Origin of the sequence: Streptomyces albidus (ex Kaewkla and Franco 2022) (assembly GCF_013870515.1) — a bacterium.
In the GTDB taxonomy this organism is placed as follows: Bacteria; Actinomycetota; Actinomycetes; order Streptomycetales; family Streptomycetaceae; genus Streptomyces; species Streptomyces albidus.
Genome location: NZ_JACBXA010000145.1, coordinates 1 through 15,041 on the forward strand (window position 1 = coordinate 1; position 15,041 = coordinate 15,041).

At 70.0% G+C, this 15,041-nt stretch carries 16 protein-coding genes; 8 read left to right on the forward strand and 8 right to left on the reverse strand.

What is annotated here, in order from left to right:
- Positions 1-131: 131 nt before the first annotated feature.
- On the reverse strand, positions 132-875 hold the full coding sequence (locus tag H5J26_RS19925) for an ABC transporter permease (RefSeq protein ID WP_181767271.1): 744 nt from the start codon (positions 873-875) through the stop codon (positions 132-134).
- 2 nt (positions 876-877) lie between these two features.
- Positions 878-1,663 carry an ABC transporter permease gene (locus H5J26_RS19930; protein ID WP_181767285.1) on the reverse strand — a complete coding sequence of 262 codons (786 nt, stop codon included), beginning with the start codon at positions 1,661-1,663 and terminating at the stop codon, positions 878-880.
- A gap of 279 nt (positions 1,664-1,942) precedes the next feature.
- On the opposite strand from H5J26_RS19930, the gene H5J26_RS19935 reads away from it, so the two are divergent.
- The 8 genes from H5J26_RS19935 (at position 1,943) to H5J26_RS19970 (ending at position 7,478) form a co-directional block, all read left to right on the forward strand.
- Positions 1,943-3,127 carry an ABC transporter ATP-binding protein gene (locus tag H5J26_RS19935; RefSeq protein WP_181767272.1) on the forward strand — a complete coding sequence of 395 codons (1,185 nt, stop codon included), beginning with the start codon at positions 1,943-1,945 and terminating at the stop codon, positions 3,125-3,127.
- 293 nt (positions 3,128-3,420) lie between these two features.
- On the forward strand, positions 3,421-3,972 hold the full coding sequence (locus H5J26_RS19940; protein ID WP_181767286.1) for a cysteine dioxygenase: 552 nt from the start codon (positions 3,421-3,423) through the stop codon (positions 3,970-3,972).
- Positions 3,969-4,415 carry a rhodanese-like domain-containing protein gene (locus H5J26_RS19945; protein ID WP_181767273.1) on the forward strand — a complete coding sequence of 149 codons (447 nt, stop codon included), beginning with the start codon at positions 3,969-3,971 and terminating at the stop codon, positions 4,413-4,415. Before H5J26_RS19940 ends, H5J26_RS19945 begins: the two co-directional genes overlap by 4 nt.
- Complete coding sequence (folP, locus tag H5J26_RS19950; protein WP_181767274.1) at positions 4,412-5,341, forward strand: dihydropteroate synthase; 930 nt, start codon at positions 4,412-4,414, stop codon at positions 5,339-5,341. The genes H5J26_RS19945 and folP overlap by 4 nt, the downstream gene beginning before the upstream one ends.
- Complete coding sequence (locus tag H5J26_RS19955; RefSeq protein WP_181767275.1) at positions 5,338-5,823, forward strand: nuclear transport factor 2 family protein; 486 nt, start codon at positions 5,338-5,340, stop codon at positions 5,821-5,823. The genes folP and H5J26_RS19955 overlap by 4 nt, the downstream gene beginning before the upstream one ends.
- A gap of 196 nt (positions 5,824-6,019) precedes the next feature.
- Complete coding sequence (gene folB, locus H5J26_RS19960) at positions 6,020-6,379, forward strand: dihydroneopterin aldolase (protein WP_309237988.1); 360 nt, start codon at positions 6,020-6,022, stop codon at positions 6,377-6,379.
- Positions 6,376-6,972 carry a 2-amino-4-hydroxy-6-hydroxymethyldihydropteridine diphosphokinase gene (gene folK, locus H5J26_RS19965; protein WP_181767277.1) on the forward strand — a complete coding sequence of 199 codons (597 nt, stop codon included), beginning with the start codon at positions 6,376-6,378 and terminating at the stop codon, positions 6,970-6,972. Before folB ends, folK begins: the two co-directional genes overlap by 4 nt.
- 14 nt (positions 6,973-6,986) lie before the next feature.
- On the forward strand, positions 6,987-7,478 hold the full coding sequence (locus H5J26_RS19970) for a DUF3180 domain-containing protein (RefSeq protein WP_181767278.1): 492 nt from the start codon (positions 6,987-6,989) through the stop codon (positions 7,476-7,478).
- Between the two features lie 10 nt (positions 7,479-7,488).
- Here H5J26_RS19970 and folE read toward each other — a convergent pair whose 3' ends face one another.
- The 6 genes from folE to dacB form a co-directional block, all read right to left on the reverse strand.
- A complete protein-coding gene (folE, locus tag H5J26_RS19975) occupies positions 7,489-8,097 on the reverse strand; it encodes a GTP cyclohydrolase I FolE (protein ID WP_181767279.1) in 609 nt (202 codons plus the stop codon).
- A gap of 116 nt (positions 8,098-8,213) precedes the next feature.
- On the reverse strand, positions 8,214-10,244 hold the full coding sequence (gene ftsH, locus H5J26_RS19980; RefSeq protein WP_181767280.1) for an ATP-dependent zinc metalloprotease FtsH: 2,031 nt from the start codon (positions 10,242-10,244) through the stop codon (positions 8,214-8,216).
- Positions 10,245-10,414: 170 nt separating this feature from the next.
- Entirely contained in the window at positions 10,415-10,954 is a 540-nt protein-coding gene (gene hpt, locus H5J26_RS19985; protein WP_181767281.1) for a hypoxanthine phosphoribosyltransferase, read from the reverse strand.
- A gap of 83 nt (positions 10,955-11,037) precedes the next feature.
- Positions 11,038-12,096 carry a tRNA lysidine(34) synthetase TilS gene (gene tilS / locus H5J26_RS19990; protein WP_181767282.1) on the reverse strand — a complete coding sequence of 353 codons (1,059 nt, stop codon included), beginning with the start codon at positions 12,094-12,096 and terminating at the stop codon, positions 11,038-11,040.
- Between the two features lie 307 nt (positions 12,097-12,403).
- A complete protein-coding gene (locus H5J26_RS19995) occupies positions 12,404-13,534 on the reverse strand; it encodes a zinc-dependent metalloprotease (protein WP_181767283.1) in 1,131 nt (376 codons plus the stop codon).
- An 81-nt stretch (positions 13,535-13,615) separates the two neighbouring features.
- On the reverse strand, positions 13,616-15,041 hold a 1,426-nt coding region (gene dacB / locus H5J26_RS20000; protein WP_181767284.1), incomplete at its 5' end, for a D-alanyl-D-alanine carboxypeptidase/D-alanyl-D-alanine-endopeptidase.

A 15,041-nucleotide genomic window follows, 5' to 3' on the forward strand; every position in this document is an offset into this window, starting at 1 on the left:
CGCGGACCCGGACGTGTGCTCGGGGTGTGATGCCTTGTTCATGGAGTCCACCGTTCGTGAAGTGTGCGGGGGTGAGATGTCAGGTGCGGGTTCACCCGAGGCGTCGAAACCCCAGGTCACGAAAGTCGTCGTCAGGCCGTCGTCTGCGCGGGAATCACCTTTTCGTCAATGCCCTTGGGCGTCGATCGTGAATGTGACTTGTCGCTGCGGCGACGTCGGCGCATCGGGTCCAGCAGCTTCTCCGCCGTCACCAGCACGCCCTCCACGAGCAGGGCGAGCGCCGCGACGAGCGCCGCACCGGCCACCACCTGAGGCGTGTCGTAGGTGCCGAAGCCCGCGGTGATGATCCGGCCCAGGCCTCCGCCCCCGGGGAGCGCGGCGAGGGTGGCGGTCGCCACGACCTGCACGGCTGCGGACCTCACGCCGGTCATGATCAGCGGGAACGCGAGCGGGATCTCGACCCGGCCCAGCAACTGCCACCCGGACATGCCCATTCCGCGTGCCGCCTCGACCACGTCGCGGTCGGCCTCCCGCATCCCCACATAGGCGTTGGTCAGCAGCGGCGGCAGCGCGAAGAGCACCAGGGCGATGACGGTCGGCCATTCACCGTGCTTGCCGAGCGGGCTGAGCGTCAGCAGCACCAGCACCGCGAAGGTGGGCACCGCGCGCCCGGCGTTGGAGATGTTCACCGCGAGCGCTCCGCCGCGCCCGACGTGTCCGAGCCACAGCGCGACGGGAAGCGCGATGAGGCAGGCGAAGCCGAGGCAGACCACGGTCAGATAGAGGTGCTCGGCGAGCCTGTGCGTCGCGCCCTCGCTGCCGGCCCAGTTGGAGCCGGTGGTCAGCCACGTCCACGCGTCGAGGAAGAAGCTCATCGTCACGCCCCCTTGCCGGCCGGCTGCAGGGCCGTACGCGCGTCGTCTGCGGGATCCGCCTGCTCCGCGCCGCCCTGGCTGCGCCGGGCCCGCCCACGGACCCGGGCCCAGGGCGTGAGCAGGCGCTGGAGCCCGAGCAGCAACACATCGGCAGCCACCGCCATCAGCACGCAGATCACGGAGGCGGTCAGCACCTGAGGCCTGAAGAAGCTGTCCATGCCGTCGTAGATGAGGTTGCCGAGGCCGCCGAATCCGACGATCGCACCGACCGTCGTCAGCGCCACCGCGGAGACCGTCGCGATCCGCACACCGGCCATCAACGCGGGCAGCGCCAGGGGCAGTTCGACTCCGAAGAGCAGCCTGCCCGGCCCGTACCCCATGCCGCGCGCGGCTTCTCGTGCCTCTTCGGGGACCGACTCGAGGCCCGCCAGGATGTTCCGTACGAGCACGGTGAGCGAGTAGAGCACCAGCCCTGTCACCACCACGGCGGCGTTGACCCCGAACACCGGCAGCAGCAGCGCGTACATGGCCAGCGACGGGACCGTGTAGAGCACCGTGGTCAGCCCCAGCACCGGGCCGTACGCGCGCTTCCAGCGGCGGGCCGCGAGCGCGAGCGGGAAGGCGACGAGCAGCGCGAGCAGCACGGAGACGACGGTGATCCAGACGTGCTCGACGGTGGCGTCGGCCAGCTCCGAACTGCGCGAGCGCACGTACTCGGCGCAGATCCATTCGTTCGCAGCGAGGCAGTTCCCCGCGGCCTTCCCGGCTTCTCCGGCCGCACCGGCCATGGCGACCGCACTGTCGGCGCCGTTGAAGCCGCCCAGTCCGCTCAGCACCCGCTCACCCCGTCCCACTCTTCCCCGAAACCCTCCGGGCCCGGGAAGGCCCCGAGGCGCCCGGCGATATCCGGCCGTATCTGTGCGCCGTAAGCATGCCGGGAGACCTTACAGTCCGCTACCGACAATCGATCCGAACTGCCACACTCCTGCAACACACCCTTAATCCGGGCCCCGGAAGAATTCGCACAAAGTCGAATGCGAACCGAGCCGAGCGATGAGAATGAGACGATGATCCGCTTCGAAAACGTCACAAAGCGCTACCCGGACGGCACCACGGCCGTGCACGAGCTGTCGCTGGAGGTCGCCGAGGGCGAGCTCGTCACCCTCGTCGGGCCGTCCGGCTGCGGCAAGACGACGACGATGAAGATGGTCAACAGGCTCATCGAACCGACGTCCGGGCGGATCCTTCTCGACGGCGAGGACATCTCCTCCGTCGACCCGGTCGAGCTGCGCCGCCGCATCGGATACGTCATCCAGCAGGTCGGCCTCTTCCCGCACAAGACGGTGCTGGACAACACCGCGACCGTCCCCTACCTCCTCGGCTGGTCCAAGGCCCGGCGCCGCGAACGCGCGGCCGAACTGCTCGACCTCGTCGGCCTCGACCCGTCCCGCTTCGGCGACCGCTACCCGGACCAGCTCTCCGGCGGACAGCGCCAGCGCGTGGGTGTCGCGCGTGCGCTCGCCGCCGACCCGCCCGTGCTGCTCATGGACGAGCCGTTCGGCGCCGTCGACCCGGTCGTCCGCGAACACCTGCAGACCGAGTTCCTGAAGCTTCAGTCCACGCTGCACAAGACGGTGCTCTTCGTCACGCACGACATCGAGGAAGCCGTACGCCTCGGGGACCGCATCGCGGTCTACGGCGACGGCCGCATCGAGCAGTTCGACCCCCCGGCGAAGGTGCTGGGCGCCCCGGCCACCCCGTACGTCGCCGACTTCGTGGGCGCCGACCGGGGCCTCAAGCGGCTCTCCGTCACGCCGATCGAGCGCGGCGACCTCGAACAGCCGCCCGTCGTCCACCTCGACGACCCGCTCGACAAGGCCCGCGCGCGCATGCGCAGTGAGAGCTCGCGCTGGGCCGTGGTCCTGGACGACGCGGACGAGCTGCACGGCTGGCTCTCCGCCGACGCCCTCGGATCCCCGGCCGCCGAGGACGCGACGAGCTCGCCCGTGACCGTGGCCGACCATGCGCGCCGCATGGAGGCCTGGCTGCCTCTCGGCGCACCTCTCAAGCAGGCGTTCAGCAGCATGCTCCAGCACGACGCCGGCTGGATCGCGGTGCTGGACGAAGCCGACCGCTTCGTCGGCGTGCTGACACCGAGCCGTCTGCACGAGGCCCTGCGCCGCTCGATCGACGCGGACGAACGGGCCGTGAGCAGGGACGAAGTGGAGCTGGAGACCGTCGCGGACGCCTGAGGGCCGCGCGCGCTCAGGCGCGCGCATGCTCGCTGCCGGCCACCTCCGGGCGCCGGTACGGAAGTTGACCACCGCATGGTCTCGTGCTTCACTCCACCGCATGAACGGCACCGAGTTGCACCCATGGCGGAGGGTCCACCTGGACCTGCTCCGCTACGTGGGTTGCCTGTGTCGTCCGTCCTGCTGACCGAATCCGACCGATACGCACGCCTTTCGTGAGCGTGTGTCCTCCGATCAATCAGCCAGGACGGTTCTCCGTGTCATCTGCATCCCCCACATCACCCGTGTCACCTGTGCCCGCAGCGGCGACCGCCGCCCCGGAGCCCACGGCAGCCGCAGCGACCCCGTCCGCAGCTCCCAGCGAGGCCGAGCTCCTCGACTTCGTGCGCAGGACGGCAGCCGACAGCGAACTCATCGCCTCCCTCCCCCTCGACCCGGAAGGCCGCTCGTGGCTCCGGCTCAACGGCCCGGGCGGCAGTGAGGCCTGGATCATCAGCTGGCCTCCCGGCACCGGCACGGGCTGGCACGACCACGGCGGCTCCCACGGTGCGTTCGCGACCGCTGACGGCGAACTCACCGAGCAGTCCCTCGCGGCCCGGCTGCCCACCGAGGGGTGGAAGACCCTCGAACTGGCGGACGGCGTGGACCGCGAACGCCTGCTGTCCGCAGGGCGCGGCCGCGCCTTCGGCCCCCACCACGTGCACCAGGTGCTGAACGAGACCCAGGACCGCCACGCCGTCTCCGTACACGCCTACTACCCGCCCCTCCCGCTCATGCGCCGGTACAGCCGTACGGGCGCGACGCTCCGTCTGGAGCAGGTCGAGCGCCCCGGAGAGTGGGAATGACGGGCACATCGGAGCCGCACGGCACGAGCCGGGTCGACTCGCTTCTGGAGGAGGTCCGCAGCGGCCTCGACCGGCTCACCGCCGAAGCCGCAGGCCGTGCCCAGAAGGAAGGGGCGCTGCTGGTGGACATCCGCTACGCCGCCCTGCGGGATGCCGACGGCACCATCCCCGGCGCCCTGGTCGTCGAGCGCAACGAGCTGGAATGGCGGCTGGATCCGACGTGTCCGCACCGCTCGCCCGAGGCGAGCGGCTTCGACCTGCCGGTCGTCGTCGTGTGCAACGAGGGATACGCCTCCAGCCTCGCCGCCCGCTCGCTCCGCGAACTCGGTCTGCACCGGGCCACGGACCTCGACGGCGGCTTCCAGTCGTGGCGTGCGGCCGGACTCCCCGTCGTGCCACCGCTCCACCCCGCGGAGGGTGATCGGCCTACGCTGGACACATGAACCCTTCGCGTGGCCACGTCTCCGGACTCCCCCAGTGGAACCGCTGTGCCGTGATGGGGGTGGTCAACGTCACGCCGGACTCCTTCTCCGACGGCGGCAAGTGGTTCGACATCGAGGTCGCGGTCAAGCGCGGCCTCGATCTGGTCTCCGAGGGTGCCGATCTGATCGACGTCGGCGGGGAGTCCACGCGGCCCGGCGCCTCCCGCGTCGAGGAGGACGAGGAGCTGCGCCGCGTACTGCCCGTCGTGCGCAGCCTGGCCTCCGAGGGCGTGCTCGTCAGCGTGGACACCATGCGGGCGACCGTCGCCGAGCAGGCGCTCGAGGCCGGCGCGGTGATGGTCAACGACGTCAGCGGCGGTCTGGCAGACCCCCGCATGGTGCCCGCTGTCGCCTCCGCCGGGGTCCCCTTCGTGGTCATGCACTGGCGCGGCCAGTCCATCGACATGAACAACCGCGCGGTCTACGAGGACGTGACCACCGAGGTCGTCACCGAGCTGCGCTCCAGCCTCGACCGTGCCGTCGCGGGCGGCATCGCGCCGGAACGGATCATCGCCGACCCGGGCCTGGGCTTCGCCAAGAAGGCGTACCACGATCTGTGCCTCGTCGCCGAACTCGCGCGGCTGCGCGAGGAGTTGGGTCATCCCCTGCTGGTGGCCGCCTCCCGCAAGCGGTTCCTGGGCCGGGTGCTCGCCGATCCGGACGGTTCGCCGGTGCCACCCGCACGTGAACGGGACGCGGCCACGGCCGCCGTCACGGCCCTGGCAGCCCGCGAGGGCGCATGGGCGGTACGCGTGCACGAGGTACGGGCCAGCGCGGACGCGGTACGCGTCGTGCACGCCGTGGAGAGCGCCGCGCACGCGGGTACCGGCGCATCCGCCGGCGACCCGGGCGCCGAGGGCAACGGGATCGCGGGGGAACGACGGTGAGCAACGGCGCGGACACCGACATCGAGGCGGTCGAAGCCGCCAACACCGCCCTGTACGACGCGGTGGAGCACGCCGACCTGGACGCGCTCACAGGCCTGTGGATGGAAGACGGCATCAGCGTCGTCCACCCGGGCTGGCCGACCCTGACCGGCCGCGAGGAGGTGCTCCGCTCCTACGCCCTGATCATGGCCAACACCGACTACGTGCAGTTCTTCCTCACCGACGTCGACGTCTCCGTGCACGGCGACACCGCCCTGGTCAGCTGTACGGAGAACATCCTCAGCGGCGGCCCCGCCGAGGACGACGGCTCCGCCGGCCCACTCGTGGGCGGGCTCGTCGTCGCCACCAACGTCTTCCGGCGCGTGGAGGACGGCAGTTGGAAGGTCTGGTCCCACCACGGGTCGCCGGTCCTCGTCGAGCGCGAAGAGGACGAGGACGGCGGGTTCGACGAGGGCCTCGACGACGGCGACGTACAACTCTGACCGGTGCATTCGCGTCACCCCGTATGTGGCCGGTACCACTCTTTCGCAGCAGCCTGCCAGGAATGGTGGAGTGGCCCCACGCGCTGTCGGGTAGGCACCCGCCCCGGGTCCGCACTCTTGCGACTCGCGGGTAGATTCGATGCCGAAACGGCGCTCAGCGCCTCCACGAACAGGACCGAGGACGGGAGTGATACGCGTGGACCGTGTCTCGCTGCGCGGCCTTCGGGTCCGAGGGCATCACGGAGTGTTCCAGCGGGAACGGGAGGAGGGTCAGATCTTCGTCGTCGACGTGGAGCTCGGCCTGGACACCCGGCCCGCAGCAGACGGCGACGACCTGACCAAGACCGTGCACTACGGGGTTCTCGCGGAGGAGATCGTGGCGATCGTCGAGGGAGATCCGGTCGACCTGATCGAGACCCTCGCCCAGCGGATCGCCGACGTCTGCCTCGCACACACGCCCGTACAGGAAGCAGAGGTGATCGTGCACAAGCCGGACGCGCCGATCACCGTCCCCTTCGACGACGTGACCATCACTATCAAGCGGAGTCGCGCATGACGCCAAACAGTGACCCGACCGTACAGCCGGTGCCCGCCTCCGTCGTGCACCAGGTGGATGCCGCGGACACCACCCTTCACAACCCGCAGCACGCGGTCATCGCTCTCGGCAGCAACATCGGCAACCGTCTGGAACGGCTTCAGAGTGCCGTCGACGCGCTCGCCGACACGCCCGGGCTCAAGGTGAAGGCCGTCTCACCCGTCTACGAGACCGAGCCCTGGGGCGTGGACCCCGGCAGCCAGTCCTCGTACTTCAACGCCGTCGTCCTCGTGCGTACGACGCTGCCCCCGAGCTCTCTGCTGGAGCGCGGCCACGCGATCGAGGAGGCGCTGGAGCGAGTCCGGGACGAGCACTGGGGGCCGCGGACCATCGACGTCGACATCGTCGCCTACCAGGGCGTGATCTCCGACGACCCCCGCCTGACGTTGCCTCATCCCCGGGTGCACGAGCGGGCCTTCGTCCTCGTGCCGTGGCACGACGTGGATCCGGCGGCCGAGGTTCCGGGTCACGGCGCCGTCGCCGAACTCCTGACCGGGCTGGGACACGAGGGTGTGGCCCCGCGCGCCGATCTGGAACTCAGCCTGCCCGAGTAGTCGTTGGGAACCCCGTGAAGCAACTGCGTATCCCCGTACTGGCGGGCGTCTTCGTCGTCGCCGGGGTCCTCTCCTGGGCAGTCGCACGGCTGTGGAACTCGCTGGGAACTCTCCCCGGCGTTCCCGTCGCGGCGCCCGTCGTGCTGGCCATCATCGCCACAGTGCTGCTGGCCACCGCCCTCTCGCTGCGCTCACGGCTCAAGGCGCAGCGGCAGCGTGAGCCGGGCGCCAAGGGCGTGGACCCGATGATGGCTGCCAGAGCCGTCCTCTTCGGCCACGCCAGCGCTCTGGTGGCGTCGTTCGTCGCCGGCGTCTACGGAGGAGTGGGCGTGTTCCTCCTCATCGACAGCTCGGAGGCACCCGCGCGGGACGACCAGGCGATCTACGCCGGGCTCTCGGTCCTGGCGGGGCTCGCAGTGGTGGCGACAGCCGTCTTCCTGGAGAAGGTCTGCCGCCTCCCGGACGACGACGATGACGACAACCCCTCGGCTGCCGCCGCCGCTTGAGCGCTCGCCCTCAGCGCAGGATGAGGCTCATGGCCTCGGAGCGGGTGGCCGCGTCCCGCAGCTGACCCCGTACGGCTGACGTGACGGTCTTCGCTCCGGGCTTGCGGATCCCCCGCATGGACATGCACATGTGCTCGCACTCCAGGACGACGATCACGCCGCGCGGCTCCAGTATGCGCATCAGCGATTCGGCGATCTGCGTGGTCAGCCGCTCCTGGACCTGGGGCCGGCGGGCATAGACGTCCACCAGCCGCGCCAGCTTCGAGAGCCCGGTGATCTTGCCCTCCACGGACGGGATGTAGCCGACGTGGGCGACGCCGTGGAAAGGGACCAGGTGATGCTCACACGTGCTGAACACCTCGATGTCCTTCACCAGGACCATCTCGTCGTGTCCCAGGTCGAACGTCGTCGTCAGCACGTCCTCAGGACGCTGATGCAGACCGGCGAACAGCTCCTTGTAGGCCCGGGCGACCCTGGAGGGGGTCTCGCGCAGGCCCTCGCGCTCGGGGTCCTCGCCGACGGCGAGCAGCAGCTCGCGCACGGCGTCCTCCGCGCGCTTCTCGTCGAACGTGCCTATCGGGCCGTCGCCCTCTGCGCCGAGCATCACCGGGTCGATCATCAGAGCCCTCGTTCCTGTACCTGCATAGCAATCAGCCGCGCCCCTCAGGTCGGATAACCCGAGGGGCGCGGCAGACATTCCACGGGCCCTTTGTGGGCCGTCACACAGTGACTGGTTCAGTTCTCCGACGGATCGACCGGCTCCACGATGGCGTCCGAGTCACGCGGGCCGATCTCCTTGCCACCGCTCTTGTCGAGGCTCGGGGTCGCACCGTTCGAGCCGGACAGGGCCGGTGACGTGACCGGAGGACGCGTCGACGGCGTACGCCTGGAGGAGCCCGTCCACGCGGGCCGGTTGGGACGCTTGACGACCGGGGCGAAGACCTCGGCGATCTCCTCCTTGCCGAGCGTCTCCTTCTCCAGGAGGGAGAGGACCAGGTTGTCGAGGACGTCGCGGTTCTCCACCAGGATTTCCCAGGCTTCGTTGTGCGCCGTCTCGATGAGGCTCTTGACCTCCTCGTCCACCAGCCCGGCGACCTCCTCGGAGTAGTCGCGCTGGTGACCCATCTCCTTGCCCAGGAAGGGCTCGGACTGGTCGGAGCCGAACTTGATCGCACCCAGCCGCTCGGTCATGCCGTACTGCGTGACCATGGCACGGGCCGTCGCGGTGGCCTTCTCGATGTCGTTCGCGGCGCCCGTCGTCGGGTCGTGGAAGACCAGTTCCTCGGCGGCGCGCCCGCCCAGCATGTACGCGAGCTGGTCGAGCATCTCGTTGCGCGTGGTCGAGTACTTGTCCTCGTCGGGCAGCACCATCGTGTAGCCGAGGGCACGGCCTCTGGAGAGGATCGTGATCTTGTGAACGGGGTCGGAGTTCGGTGAAGCCGCCGCCACCAGGGCATGTCCGCCCTCGTGATACGCGGTGATCTTCTTCTCCTTGTCGCTCATGATCCGGGTCCGCTTCTGCGGTCCGGCCACGACACGGTCGATCGCCTCGTCCAGATACCGGTTGTCGATCAGCTTGTGGTCACCGCGCGCGGTGAGCAGCGCGGCCTCGTTCAGCACGTTGCTGAGGTCGGCACCGGTGAATCCGGGCGTGCGGCGGGCGACGGCACCCAGGTCCACGTCGGGCGCCATCGGCTTGCCCTTCTGGTGGACCTTGAGGATCTCGTGCCTGCCCAGCATGTCCGGACGGTCGACGGCGATCTGCCGGTCGAAGCGGCCGGGGCGCAGCAGCGCCGGGTCCAGGATGTCCGGACGGTTGGTGGCCGCGATCAGGATGACCCCGCCCTTGACGTCGAACCCGTCCATCTCGACCAGCAGCTGGTTCAGAGTCTGCTCGCGCTCGTCGTGACCGCCGCCCATGCCGGCGCCGCGGTGGCGGCCGACTGCGTCGATCTCGTCGACGAAGACGATCGCCGGAGCGTTCGCCTTCGCCTGCTCGAACAGGTCACGGACGCGGGAGGCACCCACACCGACGAACATCTCGACGAAGTCGGAACCGGAGATCGAGTAGAACGGCACGCCCGCCTCACCCGCGACGGCGCGGGCCAGCAGCGTCTTACCGGTGCCGGGCGGCCCGTACAGCAGCACGCCCTTGGGGATCTTGGCTCCGACCGCCTGGAACTTGGCGGGCTCCTGCAGGAACTCCTTGATCTCCTGGAGCTCCTCGCAGGCCTCGTCCGCCCCCGCGACGTCCGAGAACGTCGTCTTCGGGGTGTCCTTGGTGATCAGCTTGGCCTTCGACTTGCCGAAGTTCATCACCCGGGAGCCGCCGCCCTGCATCTGATTCATCAGGAACAGGAAGACGACGATGATGAGCACGAACGGCAGGAACGACAGCAGCATCCCGACGAACGGGTTCTGCTGCTGCGGCGCCACCGTGTAGCCCTTGGTGATTTCCTTCTGCTCGAACTTGCTCTGGAGCTTCTTGGCGAGGTCGACACCCTGGTTGTCGATGTAGCTCGCCTTGATCTTGTCGCTGTCTTCGACCTTGGCGCCGTCCTTGAGCTCGAGCTTCACGATCTGCTCATCGCCGGTCGTGAGCTCGGCGGACTTCACCTTGTCCTGGTCGATCGCCTGGACGACCTGCCCCGTGTCCACCGTCTTGTAGCCGCCGGACGAGCCGACGACCTGCATCAACACGACTACGGCGAGGACGGCCAGCACGATCCACATGACCGGCCCGCGGAAGTATCGCTTCACGTCCATCCATACGGAGCGCAAGCGCCCCGTCCCTCCTGCCACAGTGAGTTGAAAAGGCTGACCTTCGGACGGTACCTCAGCATTGTCTCAGGGTGCCGCCGAGGACGGTCAACAAGACCGTCCTGGCTCCTCCAACGGAGCGCGGGCCCCCATGGTTCCCGCTGCGTCCCGCGCGCTCAGCCGCCGTAGACGTGCGGTGCGAGCGTGCCGACGAACGGGAGGTTGCGGTAGCTCTCCGCGTAGTCCAGCCCGTATCCGACGACGAACTCGTTGGGGATGTCGAAGCCGACCCACTTCACGTCGATCGCCACCTTGGCGGCGTCCGGCTTGCGAAGAAGCGTGCAGACGTTGAGCGTGGCGGGCTCGCGCGAGCCGAGGTTGGACAGCAGCCACGACAGCGTCAGCCCGGAGTCGATGATGTCCTCGACGATCAGGACGTGCTTCCCCTTGATGTCCGTGTCCAGGTCCTTGAGGATCCGGACAACACCGGAGGACTGCGTACCGGCGCCGTAGGAGGACACCGCCATCCAGTCCATGGTGACCGGCGTCGACACGGCGCGCGCCAGGTCGGCCATCACCATCACGGCGCCCTTGAGGACACCGACGAGAAGCACATCCTTCCCCGCGTACTCCGTGTCGATCTTCGCTGCCAGCTCGGCCAGCTTCGCGTCGATCTCTTCCTTGGTGATGAGCACCGACTTCAGGTCGGCTCCCATGTCTTTCTCGTCCACCCGTGCCGCTCTCGGTCGAGGTTCGGCCCACGCTGCCGCCGGCCAGCGGCAGCCCGGGAGAGGGACGTTCAGCTGGACGGTGTCGGCGGGGTCGGTGAGCCATGCCGGATGACCAGTCTGCCACCCTGCCTTCCGGCCTCGACACGCCCGGGGAGGTTGATGGCCCGCTGGCCGCGCCAGGCGGTGATCAGGCGGTCCACTTCCTCCAGGTGACGGGCGAAGAGCGAGCCCGCCGGCGATCCTGCGTCTATGGCCGCACGGCGCAGGATGCGGCGCCGGACGGCGGGCGGCAGCGCGTAGAGCCGGGCGGTGTCCAGCTCCACGCAGTCCCATCCGTCGGTGCCGGGCTGGTCCGTGCGTACGGCTCGTTCGGCCTGAGCGGCCCAGCTGTCGAGCGCGTCGGCGTCGTCGCGGGAGAGACGTGCGGTACGTGCGAGCGCCTCGATCACGCCCTTGCCCAGAGCCTTCTCCAGCATGGGCAGGGCCTCGTGACGCACGCGGGAACGGGTGTAGGCGGGGTCGTCGTTGTGGGGGTCGTCCCAGACGGGGATGGACTGTGCCAGGCAGGCTCTGCGGGTGGCCTGGCGGTCGATGGCGAGGAACGGCCGCCGGTAGCGGCCGCCGGGCCCTGTGACTTCGGCCATGCCGGAGAGCGAGCGGGTGCCTGATCCGCGGGCGAGGGCGAGCAGAACGGTTTCGGCCTGGTCGTCACGGGTGTGTCCGAGCAGGACGGCTTTCGCACCGGTGCGTTCAGCCGCTTCGTCGAGGGCGGCGTAGCGCGCGTCGCGCGCGGCGGCTTCGGGGCCGGTGTCCGTGCGGCCGATGGTGACGGCGATGGATTCGACGGGGTGGAGACGAAGGGCGGTGAGGCGTTCGACGACCTCCTGCGCGCGGTCCGCTGAGCCGGACTGCAGGCCGTGGTCGACCGTGACGCCCCCCGCGCGGAGCCCGAGGCGCGGGGCCTCGAAGGCGAGAGCGGAGGCGAGCGCCATGGAGTCGGCGCCGCCGGAACAGGCCACTAGGACGAGCGGGGGCTCGCCGGGCCCGCCGGCTTGTTCACTGAGGACGTCGTGGAGTGCGCGGCGAACCGCCAGACGTATTGCAGCGACCGCGGGATGGGGACCCATGTCCGATTCACTTCCTTGAAGAAGTCTTGTCACGCTGAGTGCGTCGATGGTGACAGAGATGGAGGGGTTCCCAGAGCATCGCACGCGGACTCGTCATTCTCGGTCCCTCGGACGAGTGATTAGCGAGGCTTCCCGGGATGCCCGGAACTCCGGAGGAGTAAGCGTTGTCTCCCGCCCCGACCGCCGCAGTCTCCCGCGCGGGCACTCTCCGCCCGCTGCACCGACGCATTCCCCCAAGTGCGGGAGCGATGCGGGCGGCGGCCGTGGCGGTCGCCCGCGAGCGCCCGCGCCACGGCCCGTCCGCAGGTCAGGAACGCATCCGTGCGATCCAGCCGGCGGGGTCCCCGATCTCCGCCTTGGTCGGCAGCGTGTTGGGAGACGTCCAGACGCGGTTGAAGCCGTCCATGCCCAGGTCTTCCACGACGGCCCGTACGAACCGCTCGCCCTCGCGGTACTGCCGCAGCTTCGCGTCGAGGCCCAGCAGCTTGCGCAGGGCCTGGTCCAGCTTTCCGGCCCCGCTCGCCCGGCGCTTCTGGAACTTCTCCCGGATCTCCGCGACGCTCGGCACGACCTCGGGGCCGACTCCGTCCATCACGTAGTCCGCATGGCCCTCCAGCAGGGACATCACCGCTGTGAGGCGGCCGAGGATCTCGCGCTGCGCCGGCGTCTGGACGAGTTCGACGATGCTGCCGCGGTCGCTCTCGTTCTTCTCCGCGGTGTCCGTGCCGGAGCGGTTGCCCGTCATGGACTGCGCCGCCTCGCGCAGGCGCTCCAGCAGCATCGACGGGTCCATCTCGGTCTCGCCGAGGAAGGACTGGATCTCTCCCCGGATGTGGTCGCGCAGCCAGGGCACCGCGGCGAACTGCGTACGGTGCGTCTCCTCGTGCAGGCACACCCACAGCCTGAAGTCGTGCGGCTCGACCTCCAGTTCGCGCTCGACGTGCACGATGTTCGGTGCCACGAGCAGCAGGCGGCCGCCGCCGTCGGCGCCGCCGGGCAGCTCGCGCGTCGCCGGAGCGAACGTCTCGTACTGCCCGAGCACGCGGGAGGCCAGGAACGACAGCAGCATGCCGACCTCGACGCCGGTCACCTTGCCGCCGACCGCGCCGAGCACCGCGCCTCCGGGGCCGCTCGCACGTCGCTCCTGCATCTTGCCGAGCAGCGGCGAGAGCAGTTCCTTGAATCCGGCCACGTTGGCGCGGACCCATCCCGGACGGTCGACCACCAGGACCGGGGTGTCCGATTCGGCGGGACGTTCGGGCTGCATGCGTGTGAATCCGCGGACGTGCTCCTCGGACGCCTTCGCGTGACGCCGCAGCTCGGCCACGACGGCCCGCGCGTCCTCACGGGTCACTTCCGGGCCCGGCCGTACGAGCCGGGTCGCGGTCGAGACCGCGAGATTCCAGTCGACCATCTCCACACCACCGAGGCTCGTCATGACTTCACGGTACGTGGCGTCGCCGCCCCGCGGGAGGCTGCATCGTCGCGGCGGGACGCGTACGCCGAGGCGTGCGGTGGCTCATCCGGCGGACGGCGAATCCCGGCAGCCGCAGTTGGCGAGGGCCGAGGCCATCCGGTCCAGGGACTCCTGCGCGGCCTTCCCGTCGGTCGTACCGGACGCCATGAAGGCGAAGACGAGCAGGCGGCCGTCCGCGTCCACGACGGAGCCCGCCAGGGTGTTCACGCCGGTCAGCGTTCCCGTCTTCGCGCGTACGAGGCCGGCTCCGGGCCTGCCCTTCTCGTCGCCGTACCTGCTGCCGAGGGTGCCCGTGAAATGGGCGACCGGCAGGCCCGTCAGCACCGGCCGCAGGCCGGCGTGGCCCGGGTCCGCCGCACGTACCAGCAGCCGCGTCAGCAGGGCGGGTGAGACCTTGTCGGCGCGGTCCAGGCCGCTGCCGTCGGCGAAGTGCGCGCCCTTCAGAGGCAGGCCGAGCTTGTCCAGGCTCTGCCTCACGGCCTTGCCGGCGCCCTTGAAGCTGGCGGGCTCGCCCGAGGCGAGTGCCGTCTGGCGGGCTAGGGCCTCGGCGATGTCGTTGTCGCTGTAGGTCAGCATGCGCTCCACGAGCGCGGACATCGGCGCCGACCTGTGGACTGCCAGCTCCTTCGCCTTGCCGGGCGCTCCGGCCTTCTTCGGCTTGCCCTTGACGTCCACGCCGTGCTCGCCCAGCGCGTCGGCGAAGTCCTCGGCGGCGTCGGGGGCGGGATCGGCGGCGCGGGGGGCCGGGCCGTGCAGGACGCCCTTCCCACCGGTGCCTTCGAGGCGGGCCTCGTCGACCATCAGGGGGCTCACGGGGGCCAGGTTGTCGTTGGTGCCGATGGAGTGGCGCGCGGGACCGCTGTAGAGGGAGGTGTCGTAGCGGACGGAGACCTTCCGGGTGTCCTTTTTCCGCAGCGTACGGGCGGTGTCCCGGGCGAGATCGTCGAGGGCGCCGGCCGTGAGCGTCGGATCACCACCGCCTACCAGCACCACCTTGTCGGCCCCGTCGCGGACGGCGCGCGTCTCGATCCGGTGGTCCGCACCGCGTGCGGAGAGCGCGGCGGCGGCCGTGGCCAGTTTCACGGTCGAGGCGGGGGTCGTCGCCTTGTGCGACTTGACGGAGTAGAGCTTGCTGCCGGATGCGGCGTCGACCACGGACACGGCACGCAGCTTGCCCAAGTCGCTGTCCTTGAGCAGGGGTTCGAGGGTGTCGGCGAGCGCGGAGGCGCTGGGCGGGGGCACGCCGTCGACGCCCGGTCCGTGAGAGGGCTTGGACTTGTCGCCACCGCCCGTACCGGCACCCGAGTTGAGAGCGGCCAGGACCTGGGGCGCCTCTCGTACGGGTTCGCCGCCGGGGCCATCGCCGGTGTGGTTCGCGCCACTTCGCCCTTCCCGGGCGGCGGCCCACGACTGCTCGGCCGTACGCTGGCCGGAGTCCCACGGTCCCGTCACGGCCACCACCGTGACT